We start from the raw sequence: 19,372 nt of genomic DNA, 5'->3' as shown, positions 1-19,372 counted from the left end.
ATTCACCAGGTCACGGGCAACTCGGTGACGCCGCCGGTGAGAGTGGTACGGACCTCCAGCTCGTCCAGCTCCTTGGCGAGCCGCAGACCGGGCAGCCGGCGGGCCAGGGTGGCGAACACGATGCGCAGTTCGACACGGGCCAGGCTCGCGCCGATGCAGAAGTGCACGCCGTGGCCGAAACCCAGGTGGTTGCGTTCGGGGCGGTCGGGATCGAAGGTCTCGGCGTCGGAGTAGACGGAGGAGTCGCGGTTGGCGGCGTTGATCGACAGGACCACGGCGTCGCCGCGCTGGATGGTGACACCGGCGACGTCGACATCGGTGTGCGCGTAGCGCAGCAGGCCGAGGTCGCCGGGCGCGCCCAGGCGCATGATCTCCTCGACCGTGGCGTTGACCCGGCCGTCGGGGTCGGCGGTCAGCGTCTGCCACTGGTCGGGACGGGTGAGCAGGAAGAGCGTGCCCAGGCCGATGCGGTTGACCGTGGTCTCGTGCCCGGCGAACAGCAGCCCGACGCAGAGCTGGATCATGTCGGCGTAGTCGTAGTCCGCGTCGGTGCTCTGCGCGTGTACGAGGTCGGAGATCACGTCCTCGCCCGGCTGTGCGCGTTTCGTCTCGGCGAGTCCCGTCATGTACTCGTTGAACTCGTCCCGCGCCTGGTGGGCCGCGTCGCCGATGGCGTAGTCGGCCATCCGCTCCGACAGTGAGGCGAAGCGCTCGCGGTCGCTCTCGGGCACGCCGAGCAGCCGGCAGATGACCGCGACCGGCAGCGGGAAGGCCAGCCCGGCCTGCAGGTCGACGACCCCGTCGGGGGCGGCGGCATGCTCGGTGATCAGCTGGTCGACGCAGTCGTCGACCAGGTGCTGGACGTGGTCGGTGAGCATCCGCATCCGCTTGGCCGAGAACGCCGGGGTCAGCAGCCGGCGCATCCGCGTGTGGTCGGCCTCCTCGGTGTCGTAGTTGCCGGTGGGTCCGTCCAGTACGGCGGCGGACGTCAGGCGTGAGGCACGTTCCGGTTCGGGATGGGAGCGGCCCAGTCGTTTGTCGCTGAGCAGGTCACGGACCTCCTCGAAGCGGGTGACCAGCCAGGCAGGGTCCCCGGCGGGTGTGGTGACCGGCGTGACGGGCGCCTCCCGGCGCAGCACGTCGTACAGGGGCGCGAGGTCGAGCACGTTCGGCCTCGGGAAGGGCAGTTGCTGACGCTCGGCGGCAACGCTCATGGCGCTCCTCCTGTGATCTCAGAATTCGATCTTCGAGCCGCCCCGACCGTAGCAGTTTGTTGGCAGTAACTGTCATTAAAGTTTCGGACAGTCATCCCACGTCGCGGGCATGTTTAGATCGCCTGATGGAGGACTTTGTGGCGGATGGTGAGCGGGTGCCCCGCCGGGGACGGCCGCCGGTGAGCGACGAGCAACGCGGGCGGCAGCGCCTCGACATCTCCCGCCACGCCGTCCGGCTGTTCGCCGAGCAGGGCGTGGCCGCCACGTCCGGCGAGCAGATCGCGAAAGCCGCCGGGGTCTCCGAACGCACGCTGTGGCGCTACTTCTCCACCAAGGAGAGCTGCGTCGAGCCGCTGCTCACGCAGATGATCGACGCCTTCCGGACGGTGCTGCACGCCTGGCCGCCCGAACTCGGCCTGATCGAGCACCTGCGTACGGCCTACCAGCCCGTCATCGACTCGTCGTCCGGCGCCGATGTCGAGGCGGTGCTCGCGGTGGTCCGGCTGACCCACGACGAACCCGCGCTGCGCGCCGCCTATCTGGTGCTCCGGGAGCGTGCGGAAGAGACGTTCACCGAGGTGCTCGCCGAACGCATGGGCATGCGGCCCCATACGTTCGACGTCCGGGTGCAGGCCGCCGTGATGAGCGCTGTGCTCAAGGCCGCGGCCGACGATTTCGCCTGTGAGACAGCCGGCCGAGGCATCACCCCGGAGGCGCTGGAGGGACATCGCGACCGCCTCGCCGACGCACTCGGGTTGGCCACCCGGGGGCTCTCGGGGCGGTAGCGAGACGTACTAGCGAGCCGGGTCGCCGTCGTACTCGCGGCGGGCCCGGTCGACCTTGTCCAGGTTGCCGGCCGCCCACTCGGAGAGATGGGCGAAGAGCGGGGCGAGGCTGCGGCCGAGTTCGCTGATCTCGTACTCGACGCGAGGGGGGACCTCCGGGTGGTACGTGCGCACGACCAGTCCGTCGCGTTCCAGTTGGCGCAGTCGCTGGGTCAGCACCTTCGGAGTGATGCGGGCGATGCGCCGTTGCAGTTCCACGAAGCGCTGCCGGCCGTGTGCGTGCAGGGTCCACAGGACAGGTGTGGTCCACCGGCTGAAGACGATGTCGACGACGGGCGAGATCGGGCAGGCGAGCGCCGGTTCGGTCGTCCTGTCGGCTGCGGTCGGTGCGGCGTCGTCGGCCATGCGCTTCCCTCTCGGACAGTCACTTTCCTGTAGGTACCTACTTTACTTCCGGTGTTAGCGTCCCCCTGTCTCGCCCGGCCTTCGGGTGGCGTCAACCACATTCAAAACATGGGGAGTTAGTCATGATCGTAGTGACGGGGGCGACCGGCAACGTCGGCAGTTCGCTCGTACGGACGCTCGCGGCGGCCGGTGAGCGGGTGACCGCGACGTCTCGGAGCATCACCGACGCGGCCGTTCCGGAGGGCGTCCGGCATCGCAGGGCGGACCTGACCGACGCCGAGAGCCTTCGCCCGCTTCTCGACGGCGCCGACGCGCTGTTCCTGCAGAACGGCGGGCCCAGCGCCCACCTGCTGGACCCCCGGCACATCCTGGACGTCGCCAAGGCCGGCGGAGTCGAGCGCGTCGTGCTGCTGTCCTCTCAAGGAGTCGTCACACGGCCGGAGTCGGCCTCGCACGGTGGAACGGCACGCGCCATCGAGGACGCCGTGCGGCAGTCGGGCCTGGACTGGACCGTCCTGCGCCCCGGCGGTTTCCACTCCAACATGTTCGCCTGGGCCGAGTCGGTACGCACCCGAAGGACCGTCGCCGCCCCGTTCGCCGATGTCGGCCTGCCCACGGTCGACCCGGGCGACATCGCCGAGTTGGCCGCCGTGACACTGCGCGAGAGCGGGCACGCCGGCCAGGTGTACGAGTTGACCGGGCCGGCGCTCAGCACACCGAGGCAACGAGCCGAGTCGATCGCGGACGCGCTCGGCGAACCGGTCCGCTTCATCGAGCAGACCCCTGACGAGGCCCGGGCTCAGATGCTCCGGTTCATGCCCGAGGCCGTGATCGAGACGACGCTGGCCATCCTCGGCGAGCCCACGCCCGCCGAGCAGCGGATCAGCCCCGACATCGAACGGGTCCTCGGCCGCGCACCCCGCACCTTCGCGGAGTGGGCTCGGCAGCACGTCGCCGCCTTTCGGTAGAGCGGACGGCCTCCGCCGTCGCCGCCTCTGGTTCGGGTCAGGCGTCGGTCCGCTCGTAGGCGCTGATGACGTAGCGGGCCGCGTCGTCGACGGCACGGGGAACGTTCGGCATCGCCGTCGAGCCGGCCCAGCCATGGTCAGACAGGGAGGACGAAAGGAGGGTGCGCGCCGTTGAGGAAGTAGTCCCCGACGTCACGGAGCCGGTGGGCTACGGGCTCGTACAGCGTGTGGGTGCGGGCGTTGCGCCAGAAGCGGTCGAAGCCCAGCCGCGCGGACGCGGAGCGGACACCGATGATGTCGAGAGCGCGGGCGGTGGACTCCTGCACGGCCTTGGACGCGGCGGCTTCGGCCATGGCCACGAGGACGGAGATCTCCGCGTACTCCTCGTAGCCGAGGTCCTCGCCGCGTGCCAGCCCGGCGTGCACGGCATCCCGCGCCTGGTCGGCGAGTGCGGACGCCGAGCGGGTGAGCACCGTGAGCTCCCCGTACGCGGTCAGCACCTGCGGGTCCTGCGGCGAGCCGACCGGCCAGTCCGGGTGCCAGTGGGAGTGGCCGGTCCTGCTGTACTCACGGGCTTCGGCGAGCACTCCCTCGGCCATGCCGAGACGGAGCTGCGCCGAAAGGAGACGCCCGACCGGAGACACCAGGGCGGTCAGGGGCGACAGGACGTCCTCGTCCGCGGCCAGGGAGCCCAGCACGGCGTCGGCGGAGACCGGTACGGCGTCGAACTCCACGCTTCCGCCCGCCGCGAGCCGCTGCCCGAAAGGGTCGGCGTCGCCGTCGATCACCACGCCCTGGAGGGCCGGATCGACCACGACGGCGAGCGGCTCGCCGGTGTCGGCCCGTACGGCCCGCACGGCGAGCCGGTCGGCGACCAGGACACCGGCGGCGTAGCTCTGCCGGCCGTTCAGCACATACCCCCGCGCGTTCCTGACGAGTGACAGAACCGGTTCCTGACGCGCCAGGCCACCGCCCCAACACCACTGCTCCGCCGCGGAGCGCCGCTCCAGCCGGGCGGCGAGAGCGGGCTCGGTGAAGAACCGGGCGCTCCACGACATGAAGTAGTGACAGCCGAGCAGTTGGCCGATGGCGCCGTCGGCCGCCGCGATCTCCCGGACCACGGCGAACGCCGTGGGCCAGTTCTCGCCGCCGCCCCCGAGCCCGGCCGGTATCAGGAGGGTCAGCAGGCCCGACTCGCGCAGCCGGGACACCTCGTCGAACGGGGGCTTTCCCGCCTGGTCCCTGGCCACCGCGTCCGTGGCCAGATCGTCCGCCGTCTCACGGGCCACGTGCAGCCAGTGCGTTCGTCCGGGCCCGGTCGGCTCGGACTCCGTGCCGGGGCCGGTCGGCGCAGGGGCTGGGCCCATGGCAGAGGTCTCCTCAACTTGTGTGGGGCATGCATCATCCTGCGCAGCGGCCCGAGGCGCCGTCAATACTTTCCTAGTAATTCTATAGGGAATGTAGGGAACGCGGGGAACGGCGGTATGCGGCCAGCCGAGTCCTCAGCCTCTGCACGGGCGTGGGCGGCAGAGCCCGCGCCGCGCCCCGCGCGTAGTGGCGCTCGACATAGAACTGCCCCACGCTGAGCACGGTGGTGACGGCGATGTACCAGAGCGTGGCGACCATCAGCAGCGGGATGACCTGGTAGGTCTGGTTGTAGACCAGTTGCGCCGAGTACAGCAGGTCGTGCACGGCCAGCACGCTGACGATGCTCGTGCCCTTCAGGGTGCCGATCAGCATGTTGCCGGCGGTCGGCACGATGGAGCGCATCGCCTGGGGCACCACGATCCGGCGCAGGGTGCGCGCCCTGCCGATGCCGAGGGCCTGAGCGGCTTCCGTCTGGCCGGCGTCCACCGAGAGGATGCCGCCGCGCACCACCTCCGCGGCATAGGCGGCCTCGTGCAGCGTCAGCCCGATGACGGCGGTGAGGGCCGGTCCGAGCAGGTTCACCGTCTTGACGGTGACGAACTGCGGGCCGAACGGGATGCCGAGTCCGAGCGTCGGATAGAGGGCGCCGATGTTGAACCAGAACAGCAGCTGCACCAGCAGCGGAGTGGACCGGAAGATCCACACGAAGCCCCAACTCAGCGTGGCCAGCACGGGGTTGTCGGACAACCGCATCACGGCCAGCGGAATGCCGAGCAGGAAGCCGAGCACCATCACCAGGCCGGTCAGCCACAGGGTGAGGAGCAGCCCGTCGAGCACGGCGCCACTGGTGAAGTACAGGCCGACCACCTCCCACTGGAAGGCGCGGTTGCGGACGACGGAGTTGACCACCATCGCGAAGAGCAGCAGCGCGACGGCCGCGGACAGCAGGCGGCCGACGCGCCGGCGCGGCACGATCCGTGGGAGACCGTCGTCGGGCCCTAGGCCCGGAATCCGGCCGGAGGATGCTGTCGGACGCCCTGCGGAGGGGGCAGGTGCGGAGTCGGTGAGATCAGGCGGCGAGACCATCGGAAGGATCTCCAGGGAGGGAGGCGCGGCATGGGTACGGGACCGGAGTCCGGCTCGGGCGTCATCACGCTCGCCGCGTCCCTCAACGCGGTGCGCCCGATCGTAAGGGTCCGACACACACAGGTGTCAACCACGCACCGGAACCGCGCAACTCCCGTCCGGCATCCGAGCCGTGGTTGACGAAAAGCGAGATGTCCTGCTCAAGTAGTCGCATGAATGCCGGACAGCGCCTGGTCAGCCGGGTCCACATCGACTTCGGTCGAGTGTGGTCCGCGGCGTGTTGCGCCTGACACGGCAGCGGGCCGTCTGACCGGCCCTTCCCTCCCTCGGTGTCCCCGTCGCGGGCCGAGTCTCTCTTCTGACACGCGCTGCCGTCGCACCACCCCGCCCGGGGCCTGTACCCCCGGCGTCATCACCCCTGTTCACCACCTGGTTCCCCACGCCCTGAGGCGCCGTCACACCCGGCCGCCCCGAGGGCGTGCCCCGCCGTGTCTCCGTCCGAACCCGGCGCGGCATCAGAGGACTTGAGGAAAGGCCATACCCATGCCAGTGGAGTTCCTCGGCATCGCCGCCACCCACGACGGTTCCGAAACCACCCCGCGCTCCGGCGCCGCCTTCGACAAGGAGTACACGCTCCGGCTCGCCCGCGCGCACGAGGACCACGACTGGGACCGGGTGCTGTTCGCCTACGGCTCCGGATCGCCGGACCCGGCGCCGGCAGCCGCCTACATCGCGAGCAGGCTGGACCGGCTCCAGATCCTCCTCGCGCACCGGCCCAACGTCTCGTACCCGACCTTCGCCGCGAAGACCTTCGCCACCCTCGACCAGATCAGCGAGGGCCGCCTGACCGTGCACTTCATCACGGGCGGCAACGACCACGAACAGGGCCGCGAGGGCGACACCCTCACCAAGGACGAGCGCTACGCCCGCACCCGCGAGTACATCCGGATCGTCAAGAAGATCTGGACCACGCACGAGCCCTTCGACCACGAGGGCGAGCACTACCGCTTCCACGACTTCGTCAGCGATGTCTTCCCGGTCCAGCAGCCGCGCCCGAACGTGTCCTTCGGCGGCTCGTCACCCGCGGCGTACGCCGCCGGCGCTGCCGAGGCCGACGTCTACTGCCTCTGGGGCGAGCCCCTGGCCAAGACCGCAGAGCAGATCGAGACGGTGAAGGCGGCGGCGAAGGCGGCGGGCCGCACCGACGTGCCGCGCATCCAGGTGGCCTTCCGCCCGATCATCGCCCCGACCGAGGAACTGGCCTGGGAGAAGGCACACCGCACGGTCGGCGCGATCAAGGCCCGCAAGGAGCGGGGCGAGGCGATCACCAAGCGCCACAACGGACTCGCCCAGCACCAGGCTGCAACACCTCAAAACGTCGGCTCGCAGCGGCTGATCGCCATCGCCGAGGCGGGGGAGCGCTACGACCGCGCCCTGTGGACCCCGACGGCCGCCGCGACCGGCGGCGCGGGCAACTCCAACGCCCTGGTCGGCACCCCGGAGACGGTCGCCCAGGCCCTCCTGGACTACTACGACCTCGGCGTCGACATCCTCTCCGCCCGCGGCTACGACCTGCTGGGCGACGCCATCGACTTCGGACGGCACGTGATCCCCATCGTCCGCGAGGAGGTCGCCAAGCGCGACGCCGAGCGCGCTGCCCGCGGCACGCAGACTCTCGCGGCGGTGAACGGGTGACCTCCGCACCGGAACTGACGTTCATTCACGTCCCCGTCTCCGATCCCCGCGTCGAGCCACTCCTGCGCGAACTCGGCCACGAGTACTCCAGACGCTACGGCAGGGACGCGCACACCGAGATAGCCCGCTACCCCGACGAGGAGTTCACCGAACCGCACGGCGGCCTGCTCCTGCTGCTCCTGGAGCGCGGCGAACCCGTCGCGGGCGGCGCCTTCCGCCGGTACGACGCCACCACGGCCGAGCTGAAGCGGATCTGGAGCCACTCCGCCCACCGGCGGCGCGGTCTGGCCCGGCGCGTCGTCGCCGAGCTTGAGCACGAGGCGGCCGTCCGCGGCTACCGCCGGATCTACCTCACCACGGGCCCGCGCCAGCCCGAAGCCCGCGGCCTGTACCTGGCCACCGGCTACACACCGCTGTTCGACACCGAGGCCGACCCGGAGACCATCGGCCCGCTGCCGTTCGAGAAGCACCTCGGAGAGGCCCTGAAGCCGTGAACACCCCCACGATCAGAACCCAGCTGCGCGGCGCCGCCGCCCTCGCCCTGCTGCCCGTCCTGGCGCTGACCGCCTGCGGCTCCGGCGGCACCCCCGGTACCACTCCCGCGGGCGCCCAGGCGTCCCCCGCGCCGACCGACGACCCGGTCGCCGCCGTACGCAAGGTGGACTCCGCCGCCGCCCTGCTGCCCGCCGACGTCCGCAAGGCGGGCACCCTGCGCATCGGCAGCTCCGTCGGGTTCCCGCCCGGGGCCTACTACCCGAACGGGCCCGGCAAGGCGCCCGCGGGCCAGGACATCGACATCGCCGACGCGGTGGCCAAGGTCCTCGGCGTGAAACCGGCGCGGCAGGACGCCTCCTTCGAGACGATCCTGCCCGCCCTCGGCAGCGGCAAGTTCGACGTCGGCACCGGCAACTTCGGTGTCACCACGCAGCGCCTGAAGACCGTCGACTTCGTCACCTACATCAACGACGGCCAGGGCTTCGCCGTGAAGAAGGGCAACACCACACTCAAGAAGAAGGTCACCGACCTGAAGCAGCTGTGCGGGCTGACCATCGGCACCGGCGCCGGCACCACCTTCGAGACGACCCTCACCGCGCAGAAGGACGTCTGCGCGAAGGCCGGCAAGAAGCCGTACGAGGTGAAGGTCTACTCGGAGAACGCCGCGACGCTCACCGCGCTCCAGCAGGGCCGCATCGACGTGATCATGTCGACGATCAACGGCCTGCGCTACCAGGCGGCCCAGCCCGCCGCGCAGACCACCTTCCTCGGCGAGTACCACCGCCTCGACGTCGGCTTCGCCTTCCGGAAGAACTCCCCGCTCACCAAGGCCTTCCAGGCCGCCGTCGACGTGCTGATCAAGGACGGCACCTACGCCCGGATCCTCGAGAAGTGGGGCACCTCCGCCTCCGCGATCGACGCGTCGCAGATCAACCCGCCCGAGCACAGGTGACCCCATGAGCAGCGACACCCTCACAGAACCGGCCCCGAGGCTGGTCGAAGACCCGGCCGAACTGAAGGTCGTCCCCACCCGCCACTACGCCCGCTGGGCCGCCGGCGCCGCCGTGATCGTGCTGATCGCCCAGTTCGTCCACGGCCTGGCCACGAACCCCGTCTGGGAGTGGAACGTCTTCCGCGACTACGTCTTCTCGGAGACGATCGTCCAGGCGGTGTGGGTGACCCTCCAGCTCACCGCCTACGCCACCGTCCTCGGCTTCCTCCTCGGCACCGTGATCGCCTTCATGCGGCTGTCGCGCAGCCCGCTGCTCTCGACCGTCGCCTGGACCTACATCTGGATCTTCCGGTCGATCCCGATGATCGTGCAGCTGGTGTTCTGGTTTAACCTCAGCGCCCTGTACAAGGAACTGGGCCTCGGCATCCCCTTCGGCCCGGTGTTCTGGTCCGTCGACAGCAACACCCTCATCGGCACCATCGGCGCCGCCGTCATCGGGCTGACCCTGCATCAGGCGGCCTACGCGGCCGAGATCGTCCGCGGCGGTGTCCTCGCCGTGGACCACGGACAGCTCGAAGCAGCCGCCGCGCTGGGCATCCCCCGGCAGCGGCAGATCCGCCGGATCGTCCTGCCACAGGCCATGCGCGCCATCCTGCCCACCGCCGGCAACGAGATCATCGGCCTGCTCAAAGGCACCTCGGTGGTCTACGTGATGTCCATCGGCGAGCTCTTCTACCAGGTGCAGGTGATCTACGGCCGCAACGGCCGGGTGATCCCGCTGCTGCTGGTCGCCACCGCCTGGTACGTCGTCCTGACCTCCCTGCTGTCGGTCGCCCAGTACTACGTCGAGCGCCGCTACGCCCGGGGCGCCGACCGCACCCCGCCGTCCACCCCGTTCCAGCGCGCCCGGCGCTTCGTGACGAAGGAGAGCTCATGAATGCCGTCATGGTCGACGTCCACGGCGTCCACAAGAGCTTCGGCCCCCTGGAGGTGCTGCGCGGTGTCGACCTGGAGGTCCGCGCAGGTGAAGTCACCGTGATCCTCGGCCCGTCCGGCTCCGGCAAGTCCACGCTGCTGCGCACCATCAACCACCTGGAGAAGGTCAACCGCGGCTGGATCAGCATCGACGGCGAGCTCATCGGCTACCGCCGCTCCGGCAACAAGCTGCACGAGCTGAAGGAGAAGGACGTTCTGAAGCAGCGGACCAACATCGGGTTCGTCTTCCAGAACTTCAACCTCTTCCCGCACCTGACCGTGCTGGAGAACCTCGTCGAAGCCCCCGTCTCCGCGCTCCGCCGCCCGCGCAAGGAGGCGGAGGAGACCGCCCGCCGGCTGCTGGAGCGGGTCGGCCTCGCCGACAAGACCGATGCCTATCCACGGCAGTTGTCCGGCGGGCAGCAGCAGCGCGTCGCCATCGCCCGCGCACTCGCCCTCGAACCCAAGGTGCTGCTCTTCGACGAACCCACCTCGGCGCTCGACCCCGAGCTGGTCGGCGAGGTCCTCGACGTCATCAAGGACCTCGGCCGCACCGGCACCACCATGATCGTCGTGACCCACGAGATCGGCTTCGCCCGCGAGGTCGCCGACACGGTGGTCTTCATGGACGGCGGAGTCGTCGTGGAGCAGGGCCCGCCCTCGGCCGTCCTCGACGCCCCGCAGCACGAGCGCACCCGCGCCTTCCTCTCCAAGGTCCTCTGACCACCCGCCTGTTACGCACACAAGGAGCACCACCGTGGCCACCCTCGCCGCCCGCCGCACCACCGCGGCAACGATCGGACTCGCCACCGCCCTCGTCCTCGCCGGCTGCGCCAACCCCACCGACGGCGGCACGACCGAGGTCGCGGCCACATCGGGCAGCAAGACGAAGATCAACATCAGCCCGGACCAGAACCGCGTCACCACCGGCAAGGTCGACTCCATAGCCGAGGAAGTCCCGGAGAAGATCCGCAGGAGAGGCACCCTGGAACTCGTCTCCTCGTCCGGTTCCGCCGCACCGCTGACCTTCTACGCCACCGACAACAAGACCGTCATCGGCGTCGAGCCCGACCTCGCCCACCTCGTCGCCGACGTGCTCGGCCTCAAGCCCCACATCAACACCGTGTCCTGGGAGAACATCTTCGTCGGCCTCGACAGCGCCAAGTACGACGCCGGCCTCAGCAACATCACCGTCACCGAGGAACGCAAGGAGAAGTACGACTTCGCCCCCTACCGCGAGGACAACCTGGCGTTCGCGGCGAAGAAGGGCAGCGGCCTGAAGATCACCGGGCCGAAGGACGTGGCCGGGAAGACCGTCGCCGTGAGCAGCGGCACCAACCAGGAGAAGCTGCTCGTCGAGTGGTCGGCACAGAACAAGAAGGCCGGCCGCGAGCCGGTGGACATCAAGTACTACCAGAACGAGAGCGACACCTACCTCGCTCTCCAGTCCGGCCGGATCGACCTCTACCTCGGCCCCAACCCGACCGCCGCCTACCACGCGGCCACCAGCGGGAAGACGGAGATCGTCGGCACCTACTCCGGGGCCGGCGCGGGCCTCCAGGGCCTCATCGCGGCCACCACCAAGAAGAACAGCGGACTCGCCGAGCCACTCGCCGACGCGATCAACCACATCATCGACAACGGCACCTACGCGAAGGTGCTGAAGCGCTGGGGCCTGTCCGACGAGGCCGTGACCAGGTCGGAGATCAACCCGCCCGGCCTGCCGAAGAACGGCAGCTAGCCGTTTCGTCCCGAGACCGTCCGCGACCACCAGACCGCTGAGGAGCATCCGACCATGTCCGGCATCCCTCTCGGGGTCCTCGACCTCGTCCCGATCCCGTCCGGCTCCACCGCCGCCGAGGCGCTGCACCACACCATCGACCTCGCCCGGCAGACCGAGCGGTTCGGCTACAGCCGCTACTGGTTCGCCGAGCATCACCTCAACCCGGGCGTGGCCGGGACCTCACCCGCCGTCGTCCTGGCCCTGACCGCCTCCGCGACCTCCACCATCAGGATCGGCTCCGGAGCCGTGCAACTCGGCCACCGCACCGCCCTGTCCACCGTCGAGGAGTTCGGCCTGATCGACGCCCTGCACCCGGGGCGGCTCGACCTGGGCCTCGGCCGCTCCGGCGGCCGGCCCCCCGGACAGACGGCGGAACCCCGCCCGACCACGACCCCGGTCGTCGACGGACTCACCCCGAACGGCCTGAAGATCCCGCCCCGGTTCTCCTTCGAGCACCTGCGCGGTTCACCCCGACTCCGGCTCCAGCAGCAGTTGTTGCAGCAGCCGGGCGCCGGCCACCAGGACTACGGCGAGCAGGTCGACGACATCCTCGCGCTGCTGCGCGGCGACTACCGCTCGTCGGACGGACTCGAAGCACACGCCGTCCCCGGCGAGGGCGCCGACCTGCAGGTCTGGATCCTCGGCAGCAGCGGCGGGGAGAGCGCCGAGGTCGCGGGCCGCAACGGCCTGCGCTTCGCTGCCAACTACCACGTCAGCCCGGCCACCGTACTGGAGGCGGCCGAGGGCTACCGGGCCGCGTTCCAGCCGTCCGACCATCTCGACAAGCCCTTCGTCAGCGTCTCCGCCGACGTCGTCGTCGCCGAGGACGACGAGACCGCCCGCGAACTGGCCACCGGCTACGGCCCGTGGGTGCGCAGCATCCGCACCGCCGAGGGCGCGATCCCCTTCCCGACCCCCGAGCAGGCCCGCGCCCGCGCCTGGACGGAGCAGGACCGCGCCCTGGTCGCCGACCGCGTCGACACCCAGTTCGTCGGCTCGCCGGGGCGCGTCGCCGACCAGCTCGAACAACTCCAGGAGGCCACCGGCGCCGACGAGCTGATCATCACCACCATCACGCACGACCACGCCGACCGCGTGCGCTCCTACCGACTCCTCGCGGAGGAATGGCGACGCCGATGAGCCGGTCGCGACCCGGCCCCGTCCTGAGACGGGCCGGGCGCGAACCCTGTTACAGCGCGGCCGCCGCGCCGTGCAGGCTCTTGGCGGCCAGGGCCAGGCCCTCGGTCTGCGAGTAGGCGGCGTCCTCGTGCTCGATGTTCACCGCCATGTCCGGGTCGACCTCGGCGAGGGCGCGCAGGAACTCCGTCCAGTAGGCCACGTCGTGTCCCTCGCCACCGACCTCATGGCCGGCGGCGAGGCCATGGCCGACCTCGAAGCCGAGCTGGCCCTGCTCCAGTCCGAGTCCTGAGGGCGCGACACCTCGGCGCGACACCGGATGCGGTCACGACCTGACCGCATCCCGTGCGACGGTGACCGGGCAAGCCGCCCGGACCACTCGAACCACGGGTCGGCACACGACTCGAAGGCCGAGGTGCACCCTTGACCGTTCTCGACGCCCGGGCACTCAACCGCGCCACCCTCGCGCGGCAGTTGCTCCTCGACCGCGCCGACATGCCGGTGCTCGACGCCGTCGCGCAGCTGTGCGGTCTCCAGGCACAGGAGCCGCAGGAGCCGTTCATCGGGCTCTGGTCCCGGTTGCGGGCCTTCGCGCCGACCGTGCTGTCGGACCTGCTGACCGGGCGGCGCGTGGCGCGGACCCACCTCATGCGCCGCACCGTCCACCTCGTCACCGCCGACGACCTGGTGGCCTGGCGGGCGCGCCACGACGCCATGCTGCGCCAGCGGGTGCTCGGCACCTACCGTCGCGAGCTGGAAGGGGTGGACCTCGGCGAACTCGCGGCGGCCGGGCGGTCCGTCATGTCCGACGGCGAACCCCGTGCGATGGGCGACCTCGCGCGCGCCGTCGTCGACCGCTGGCCTGCGGCGGGACCCCGGCCACTCGGCGAAATGCTCGTCGCGGGCCTGCTCCCGACGGTGCAGCTGCCTCCGCGCGGGCTGTGGCGCACGACGGGGGGAGCGCGCTACGAACTGGTCTCCTCCTGGCTGGGGCGCGAGATCGACCCACCGGACCCCGACGGCTCCGACCCCGTGGGGCAGACACTGGTACGGCGCTACCTGGCCGCCTTCGGCCCCGCCGCCTCGGCCGACCTGCGCGCCTGGTGCGGCCTGGCCGGACTCCCCGCCGCCGTCTCCGCCCTGCGCGAGGAACTGGTCGCCTTCCGCGACGAGCGCGGCCGGGAACTGCTGGACCTCCCCGACGCGCCGCGCCCCGACCCCGACACCCCTGCCCCGGTGCGGTTTCTGCCGGCCTTCGACAACGCGGTCCTCGGCTACCACGACCGGGGCCGGATCATCGACGACGCCCACCGCGGCCTGTCGGTCGCCGGCGCCCGTGTCGTCCTGGTCGACGGCCGGGTCGCCGCGACCTGGAGCGTCGAGGCGGACACCGTCCTGATCACCCCGCTGGATCGCTTCACCCGGGCCGACCGCACCTCCGTCGCCGAGGAGGGACGGGCGGTGGCGTCCTTCCTCTCCGACGGCGACAGCGACCGCGTACGGATCGCCGCGTCCCCCGGCTGAGCGCCATGCCGACAGGGGCACCGATCAGGCGCACACTGGAAGGGTGCTGCCGGTGCTCACGAGGGGGTGTCGGCCGATGGAAGCGTCAGAGCGTACGACCATGCGGTGGTGGCGGTGGCGACGCAACGCGCTCAAGCGGCGCGTGGACGTCGTCGAAGCCTGGGTCGTGCTCGCCGGCTGGGTGTTCGCCCTGCTGGGCGGGCTGGCCGGGGGGCTGATGGCGGCGGGCGCGGTCGAGCAGGCCGTGGAGCGGCAGCGGGCCGCGAGCCATCAGGTCTCGGCGGTCGTCGTCAAGGACGCGCCGGGCCCCTCACCGGCCCGCGCGGCGAGCGACCACCGGGTGTGGGGCGAGGTGCGGTGGACCGCGCCGGACGGTTCGACGCACAAGGACGAGGCACGCGTGCCGCCCCGAGCGCCGGCCGGGAGCACGGTCCCCGTGTGGGTGAACAAGAGCGGTGACGTCACGACTCCACCGGTGTCCGAAGGCGAGGCCTGGCTCCACACGAGCATGGGCGGCGCGCTGGCCGGGGGCCTGGCGGGCGGGGCGGTGCTGGGAGCAGCCTGGCTGATTCGGCTGTGCCTGGACCGGCGGCGCATGGCGCAGTGGGACGCGGAATGGGAGCGGATCGACGCGCGGCGGGGGTGGAAGACCGGCTGACCGGGGGGTGGCTCGCCGGGAGCCGCTGCCGACAGGGCCGTAGGGCTGACGGTGTGCCGCGACTGTACGCGGTGTGCTGCCAGGGGACCGGTCGCGTCAGGCGCGGCCGACCGGGTCCTGGCCCTCGATGCTCTCGTGCGCGCCAGGAGCAACCGGCGCCGTCTCCCCGGGTGCCGCGGTCTTCCTCCGGCGCACCCGTCCCGTCAGCCGCGTGGCCACGGGCTCGGTCCAGCGGGCGGTCAGCGGGCCCAGGAGGACCAGGATGAGGACGTACGCCGTGGCCAGGGGGCCCAGGGACGGCTCGATGCCGGACGTGACGGCGAGCCCCGCGATGACGATGGAGAACTCGCCGCGGGCCACGAGCGTGCCGCCGGCCCGCCAGCGGCCCTTGGGCCCGATCCCGGCCCGGCGCGCGGCCCAGTAGCCGGTGGCGATCTTCGTCGCGGTGGTGACGGCCGCCAGGGCGAGGGCGGGCAGCAGGACGGGCGGGATGCTGGCGGGGTCGGTGTGCAGGCCGAAGAAGACGAAGAACACCGCGGCGAACAGATCCCGCAACGGCGCGAGCAGGCTCGTCGCACCCTCGGCGACCTCGCCCGACAGCGCGATGCCGACCAGGAAGGCGCCCACCGCGGCGGAGACCTGGAGCTGCTGGGCGAGTCCGGCGACCACGAGGGTGACACCGAGCACCACCAGCAGCAGCTTCTCGGGGTCGTCGCTGGAGACGAAGCGGGAGACATGGCGGCCGTAGCGCACCGCGAGGACGAGGACGACCGTGGCCACGCCCAGGGCGATGGCCAGCGTGACGGCGCCCGCGGCCAGGCCCACCCCGGCCAGCAGGGCCGTGACGATGGGCAGGTACACCGCCATGGAGAGGTCCTCGAGGACCAGGATGCTCAGGAGGGCCGGGGTCTCCCGGTTGCCGAGCCGCCCCAGATCACCGAGCACCTTGGCGATGACGCCGGAGGAGGACACCCAGGTGACGCCGGCCAGCACCACGGCGGCGACCGGGCCCCAGCCGAGCAGCAGGGCCAGTGCCGCGCCGGGCAGGGCGTTGAGGACGGCGTCGACGACCCCGGCTTGATAGTGGGTTCTGAGGTTGGAGACCAGGTCGGCGGCCGTGTACTCCAGGCCCAGCATGAGCAGCAGCAGGATGACGCCGATCTCGGCGCCGATGGCGACGAAGTCCTCGCTGGCGCCCAGCGGCAGCAGCCCGCCCTTGCCGAACGCGAGCCCGGCCAGCAGGTAGAGGGGGATCGGCGAGAAGCGGAAACGCCCGGCGAGCCTACCGAGCAGTCCGAGCCCGAGGATGAGGCAGCCGAACTCGATCAGGAAGACCGCGGAGGAATGCATGGCGGGTCACTCCCGCCCGAGTATCTCGGCGGCCGCCTCCACGCCCTCACGGGTCCCGATGACGATGAGGGTGTCCCCGCCGGCGAGCCGGAAGGCCGGAGTGGGGGAGGGGATCGCCTCGGCCCGGCGCAGCACCGCCACGACGGACGCGCCGGTGTCGGTGCGGATCCGGGACTCGCCCAGCAGCCTGCCGTTCCAGTGCGAGGAGCCGGGCAGTTCGATCCGCTCGGCGACGAGCCCCAGATCGGTGGTGGACAGCAGGTTCGGCGTGTGATGCGCGGGCATCAGCGCGTCGATGAGGGTGGCCGTCTCCTCCGTCGTCAGGCGCACCGAGAGGTCGCAGGCGTCCGGGTCGTCCCTGCGGTAGGCGCTGATCGTCCGGTGGCCGTCGCGGTGGGCGACCACCGAGAGACGGCGGCTGTCCCGTGTCGTCAGGTCGTAGCGGACCCCGATGCCCGGCAACGGCGTACTGCTGAGGCGTGGCGCGCTCATCCCTGTCCCCCTTCGGTCGGCCTGCGCGTTCCGGTGACTCGCCTGCGGGGGCCGCGCCCGGACGAGCGCCCAGATCCGGCCTGTGGGCTCATCCTAGGTGGCCGGGCGTTACGGCACCCGTCCTGCGTGTGCTACCTGGACGGCTCCGGGAAGGGGGATCCGGAAGGGAAAGGAGTGGCCGAGGGCAGCCTCGCGGTCGCGCCCTCCACCTGCCGTACGGTGCCCGTTCCCGGCTGGTGGCCCGGGCCCGCTCCGGTGGACAGCTGGGACCAGGCCCCGAGGGCCACGGCCACGGCGGCGGCGGTGGCGACGACACGTCCCACGCGCCGGGCCTTGGCACGGCGGTCCAGGTCCCGCCAGGCCACGCGGACCCACAGTTCCTCCGGCTGCCACAGGTCGCCGACGACGTGCGGGGGTTGGAACTGCCGCCCCGCCGCGCGCTCCTTCGCGGAGGGCTCCCTGGGGGCGGAGGCCCGTATGGCGTCCTCGGTGTCCGAGAGGAACCTCCGCCACACCTCTTCCGCGATCGAGGGAACGCCGTCCGGCTCGTCGGGCGTTCCCCGCCCGCCCGGTCCTTCGGTGGTCATGTCCGTCATCCCCTCTCCGACCCTTGGCCTGATCACTGCACAGCGCAAGATCAGTATGCCGCCCGGTGGTGCGGAAGGCCTCGTCGGAGAGGGAGAAAAACGACGAGCGGGCCGAATCGCGTCTCGGCCCGCTTCCGCCGCAGGGGCGTCACGCCACGGCGGGCGCCTCCGGCAGGACGTGGTCGCCCACCTTGTCGGTGCTCAGGCAGAGCGAGCAGACCACGGCGTCGTGCGTCCGGCAGGCGGCCACGTCCGGCCGCTCGAACTGCTGCCGGCACACATGGCACTCGTACGTCACGGCGCTGGGATTGCCGTCCTCGTCCAGGAGCGGCTCGGGGATGCCGTCGTCCGCGCGGCGCAGGTAGTACCTGCCCTTGGTGACGACGGCCATCAGCGGCGTGAGGACGAAGGCGATGACGGCCGCGGCGACGGGGGAGTACGGCTGGAGCGTGTCGCCCAGCGCGTGGAAGTACATGGCGATGGACAGCCCGGACGCGGCGACGAACGCCACGACACCGACCGGGTTGACGGCGTAGAGCATGCCGCGGCGGAACTCGGGGGCGTGCGGGGACAGTTTCAGCACGTACTTGTTGATTCCGATGTCGGTGGCCACGGTGACCACCCAGGCGATCGCGCAGTTCGAGTAGAAGCCCAGGATGCTGTTGAGGAAGCTGAACATGTCGGCCTCCATCAGGGCCAGCGCGAAGCCCAGGTTGACCAGGACGAAGACCATCCGGCCCGGGTAGCGCTTCGTGACCCGGGTGAAGGAGTTGGTCCAGGCGAGGGATCCGGAGTACGCGTTCGTCACGTTGATCTTGATCTGGCTGATCACGACCAGGGCCACGGCCAGCGGGAGGACGATCCAGGACGGCATCATCGCGTCGAAGGCGTGCTTGAACTGCTGGATCGGCTCGGGGGCCGCGGTGGGACCGACCTCCGCGATGATGTAGACCGCGAGGAACACACCGATGGCCTGCTTCAGCGCGCCGAGCACCACCCAGCCCGGGCCGGCCATCACCACGGCCGTCCACCAACTCCGCTTGTTCGCCTCGGTCTTGGGCGGCATGAAGCGCAGATAGTCGATCTGCTCACCGATCTGCGCGATCAGTGACAGGCACACGCCCGCGCCCAGCAGCACGGAGGCGGTGTTGACCCCGCCGTCCCCGTCGGTGCCCGCGTAGGCGAGGAAGCGGTCGACGGTGCCCGGGTCGGTGGCGACCAGGTAGACCAGCGGGCCGACCATCAGCAGCAGCCAGATCGGGGTGGTCCACACCTGGAGCTTGCTCAGCGCCGTCATGCCGTAGATCACCAGCGGGATCACCATGAGGGTGGAGACCAGATAGCCCAGCCACAACGGCAGTCCGAGGCCCAGCTTCAGGCCCTGGGCCATGATCGAGCCTTCGAGGGCGAAGAAGATGAAGGTGAAGCTGGCGAAGATGACGCTCGTGAGGACCGAGCCGAAGTAGCCGAAGCCGGAGCCGCGCGTGATCAGGTCCAGGTCGATGTTGTAGCGGGCCCCGTAGTAGGCGAGCGGGAAGCCGGTCACGAAGATGACGACGGCGGCGACGGCGATCGCCAGGAGCGCGTTGCCGGTGCCGTGCGCCAGGCCGATGCCGGCGCCGATGGAGAAGTCGGCCATGTAGGCGATGCCGCCGAGCGCGGTCGTCGCCACCACCATCGGAGTCCAGCGCCGGTAACTGCGCGGCGCGAAGCGGAGGGTGTAGTCCTCCAGGGTCTCCTTGACGGCCTGGTCGGAACCCGGCGCCGCCTGCTGCGCCGGGTCCGGATCGGTGACTTCTGCCAGTCGTGGCTCCGTACTCATGCCACGCCTCCTCGCTGCGGGTTGGGGACGACAAGGCAGGCACGGTAGGCAGCGGGCGTTACCCCTAAATACTTCC

At 70.9% G+C, this 19,372-nt stretch carries 20 protein-coding genes; 11 read left to right on the top strand and 9 right to left on the bottom strand.

Features of this window, described 5'->3' with window-relative positions; all coding sequences use genetic code 11:
• Window positions 1-2: 2 nt before the first annotated feature.
• On the bottom strand, window positions 3-1,214 hold the full coding sequence (locus tag OHU35_RS02665) for a cytochrome P450 (protein WP_189725227.1): 1,212 nt from the start codon (window positions 1,212-1,214) through the stop codon (window positions 3-5).
• A gap of 179 nt (window positions 1,215-1,393) precedes the next feature.
• Here OHU35_RS02665 and OHU35_RS02660 point away from each other — a divergent pair, with 179 nt between their 5' ends.
• Window positions 1,394-1,999, top strand: coding sequence for a helix-turn-helix domain-containing protein (locus OHU35_RS02660; protein ID WP_359894727.1), 606 nt, complete (start codon window positions 1,394-1,396; stop codon window positions 1,997-1,999).
• A gap of 9 nt (window positions 2,000-2,008) precedes the next feature.
• Here OHU35_RS02660 and OHU35_RS02655 read toward each other — a convergent pair whose 3' ends face one another.
• Window positions 2,009-2,404: a helix-turn-helix domain-containing protein gene (locus OHU35_RS02655; RefSeq protein ID WP_359894725.1), complete on the bottom strand. Its 396-nt coding sequence runs from the start codon at window positions 2,402-2,404 to the stop codon at window positions 2,009-2,011.
• A 122-nt stretch (window positions 2,405-2,526) separates the two neighbouring features.
• Here OHU35_RS02655 and OHU35_RS02650 point away from each other — a divergent pair, with 122 nt between their 5' ends.
• On the top strand, window positions 2,527-3,372 hold the full coding sequence (locus OHU35_RS02650) for an NAD(P)H-binding protein (RefSeq protein ID WP_189725229.1): 846 nt from the start codon (window positions 2,527-2,529) through the stop codon (window positions 3,370-3,372).
• 137 nt (window positions 3,373-3,509) lie between these two features.
• On the opposite strand, the gene OHU35_RS02645 is transcribed toward OHU35_RS02650, so the two are convergent.
• Both OHU35_RS02645 and OHU35_RS02640 read right to left on the bottom strand, forming a co-directional pair.
• Complete coding sequence (locus OHU35_RS02645; protein WP_189725230.1) at window positions 3,510-4,739, bottom strand: acyl-CoA dehydrogenase family protein; 1,230 nt, start codon at window positions 4,737-4,739, stop codon at window positions 3,510-3,512.
• An 82-nt stretch (window positions 4,740-4,821) separates the two neighbouring features.
• Window positions 4,822-5,826, bottom strand: coding sequence for an amino acid ABC transporter permease (locus tag OHU35_RS02640; protein ID WP_189725231.1), 1,005 nt, complete (start codon window positions 5,824-5,826; stop codon window positions 4,822-4,824).
• A gap of 543 nt (window positions 5,827-6,369) precedes the next feature.
• Between OHU35_RS02640 and OHU35_RS02635 the strand changes: the two genes are divergently transcribed.
• Genes OHU35_RS02635 through OHU35_RS02605 form a run of 7 tightly spaced genes read left to right on the top strand, consistent with a single transcriptional unit; the run spans window position 6,370 to window position 12,866 of the window.
• Window positions 6,370-7,521: an LLM class flavin-dependent oxidoreductase gene (locus OHU35_RS02635; RefSeq protein ID WP_189725232.1), complete on the top strand. Its 1,152-nt coding sequence runs from the start codon at window positions 6,370-6,372 to the stop codon at window positions 7,519-7,521.
• The gene (locus OHU35_RS02630) at window positions 7,518-8,015 is read left to right on the top strand and encodes a GNAT family N-acetyltransferase (RefSeq protein WP_189725233.1); all 498 of its coding nucleotides are present in this window, start codon (window positions 7,518-7,520) and stop codon (window positions 8,013-8,015) included. Before OHU35_RS02635 ends, OHU35_RS02630 begins: the two co-directional genes overlap by 4 nt.
• Window positions 8,012-8,968 carry an ABC transporter substrate-binding protein gene (locus OHU35_RS02625; RefSeq protein WP_189725234.1) on the top strand — a complete coding sequence of 319 codons (957 nt, stop codon included), beginning with the start codon at window positions 8,012-8,014 and terminating at the stop codon, window positions 8,966-8,968. The genes OHU35_RS02630 and OHU35_RS02625 overlap by 4 nt, the downstream gene beginning before the upstream one ends.
• A 4-nt stretch (window positions 8,969-8,972) precedes the next feature.
• Window positions 8,973-9,905 carry an amino acid ABC transporter permease gene (locus OHU35_RS02620; RefSeq protein WP_189725235.1) on the top strand — a complete coding sequence of 311 codons (933 nt, stop codon included), beginning with the start codon at window positions 8,973-8,975 and terminating at the stop codon, window positions 9,903-9,905.
• The gene (locus OHU35_RS02615) at window positions 9,902-10,666 is read left to right on the top strand and encodes an amino acid ABC transporter ATP-binding protein (protein ID WP_308400975.1); all 765 of its coding nucleotides are present in this window, start codon (window positions 9,902-9,904) and stop codon (window positions 10,664-10,666) included. Before OHU35_RS02620 ends, OHU35_RS02615 begins: the two co-directional genes overlap by 4 nt.
• A 34-nt stretch (window positions 10,667-10,700) precedes the next feature.
• Window positions 10,701-11,684 (top strand): ABC transporter substrate-binding protein, encoded by a 984-nt coding sequence (locus OHU35_RS02610; RefSeq protein WP_189725236.1) that lies wholly within the window; start codon window positions 10,701-10,703, stop codon window positions 11,682-11,684.
• Between the two features lie 54 nt (window positions 11,685-11,738).
• A complete protein-coding gene (locus tag OHU35_RS02605; protein ID WP_405504429.1) occupies window positions 11,739-12,866 on the top strand; it encodes an LLM class flavin-dependent oxidoreductase in 1,128 nt (375 codons plus the stop codon).
• A gap of 49 nt (window positions 12,867-12,915) precedes the next feature.
• Here the strand turns inward: OHU35_RS02605 and OHU35_RS02600 are convergent, their stop codons facing one another.
• Window positions 12,916-13,179: a hypothetical protein gene (locus OHU35_RS02600; RefSeq protein WP_229873020.1), complete on the bottom strand. Its 264-nt coding sequence runs from the start codon at window positions 13,177-13,179 to the stop codon at window positions 12,916-12,918.
• A 107-nt stretch (window positions 13,180-13,286) separates the two neighbouring features.
• Between OHU35_RS02600 and OHU35_RS02595 the strand changes: the two genes are divergently transcribed.
• Both OHU35_RS02595 and OHU35_RS02590 read left to right on the top strand, forming a co-directional pair.
• A complete protein-coding gene (locus OHU35_RS02595) occupies window positions 13,287-14,387 on the top strand; it encodes a winged helix DNA-binding domain-containing protein (protein WP_405504427.1) in 1,101 nt (366 codons plus the stop codon).
• Window positions 14,388-14,463: 76 nt separating this feature from the next.
• On the top strand, window positions 14,464-15,045 hold the full coding sequence (locus OHU35_RS02590; protein WP_229873021.1) for a hypothetical protein: 582 nt from the start codon (window positions 14,464-14,466) through the stop codon (window positions 15,043-15,045).
• A gap of 96 nt (window positions 15,046-15,141) precedes the next feature.
• Here the strand turns inward: OHU35_RS02590 and OHU35_RS02585 are convergent, their stop codons facing one another.
• The 4 genes from OHU35_RS02585 to OHU35_RS02570 all read right to left on the bottom strand — a co-directional run bounded on the left by OHU35_RS02585 (window position 15,142) and on the right by OHU35_RS02570 (window position 19,296).
• The gene (locus OHU35_RS02585) at window positions 15,142-16,395 is read right to left on the bottom strand and encodes a cation:proton antiporter (RefSeq protein ID WP_189725239.1); all 1,254 of its coding nucleotides are present in this window, start codon (window positions 16,393-16,395) and stop codon (window positions 15,142-15,144) included.
• A 6-nt stretch (window positions 16,396-16,401) separates the two neighbouring features.
• A complete protein-coding gene (locus OHU35_RS02580; protein WP_405504424.1) occupies window positions 16,402-16,887 on the bottom strand; it encodes a cation:proton antiporter regulatory subunit in 486 nt (161 codons plus the stop codon).
• Between the two features lie 131 nt (window positions 16,888-17,018).
• Window positions 17,019-17,474 carry a hypothetical protein gene (locus OHU35_RS02575; protein WP_189725241.1) on the bottom strand — a complete coding sequence of 152 codons (456 nt, stop codon included), beginning with the start codon at window positions 17,472-17,474 and terminating at the stop codon, window positions 17,019-17,021.
• A gap of 148 nt (window positions 17,475-17,622) precedes the next feature.
• On the bottom strand, window positions 17,623-19,296 hold the full coding sequence (locus OHU35_RS02570) for a cytosine permease (RefSeq protein WP_189725242.1): 1,674 nt from the start codon (window positions 19,294-19,296) through the stop codon (window positions 17,623-17,625).
• Window positions 19,297-19,372: the final 76 nt, after the last annotated feature.

This window comes from Streptomyces purpurascens, assembly GCF_045040895.1.
In the GTDB taxonomy this organism is placed as follows: domain Bacteria; phylum Actinomycetota; class Actinomycetes; order Streptomycetales; family Streptomycetaceae; genus Streptomyces; species Streptomyces purpurascens.
Note: the sequence above shows the minus strand (reverse complement) of the source record. Positions and strands in the feature narration are given on the sequence as shown.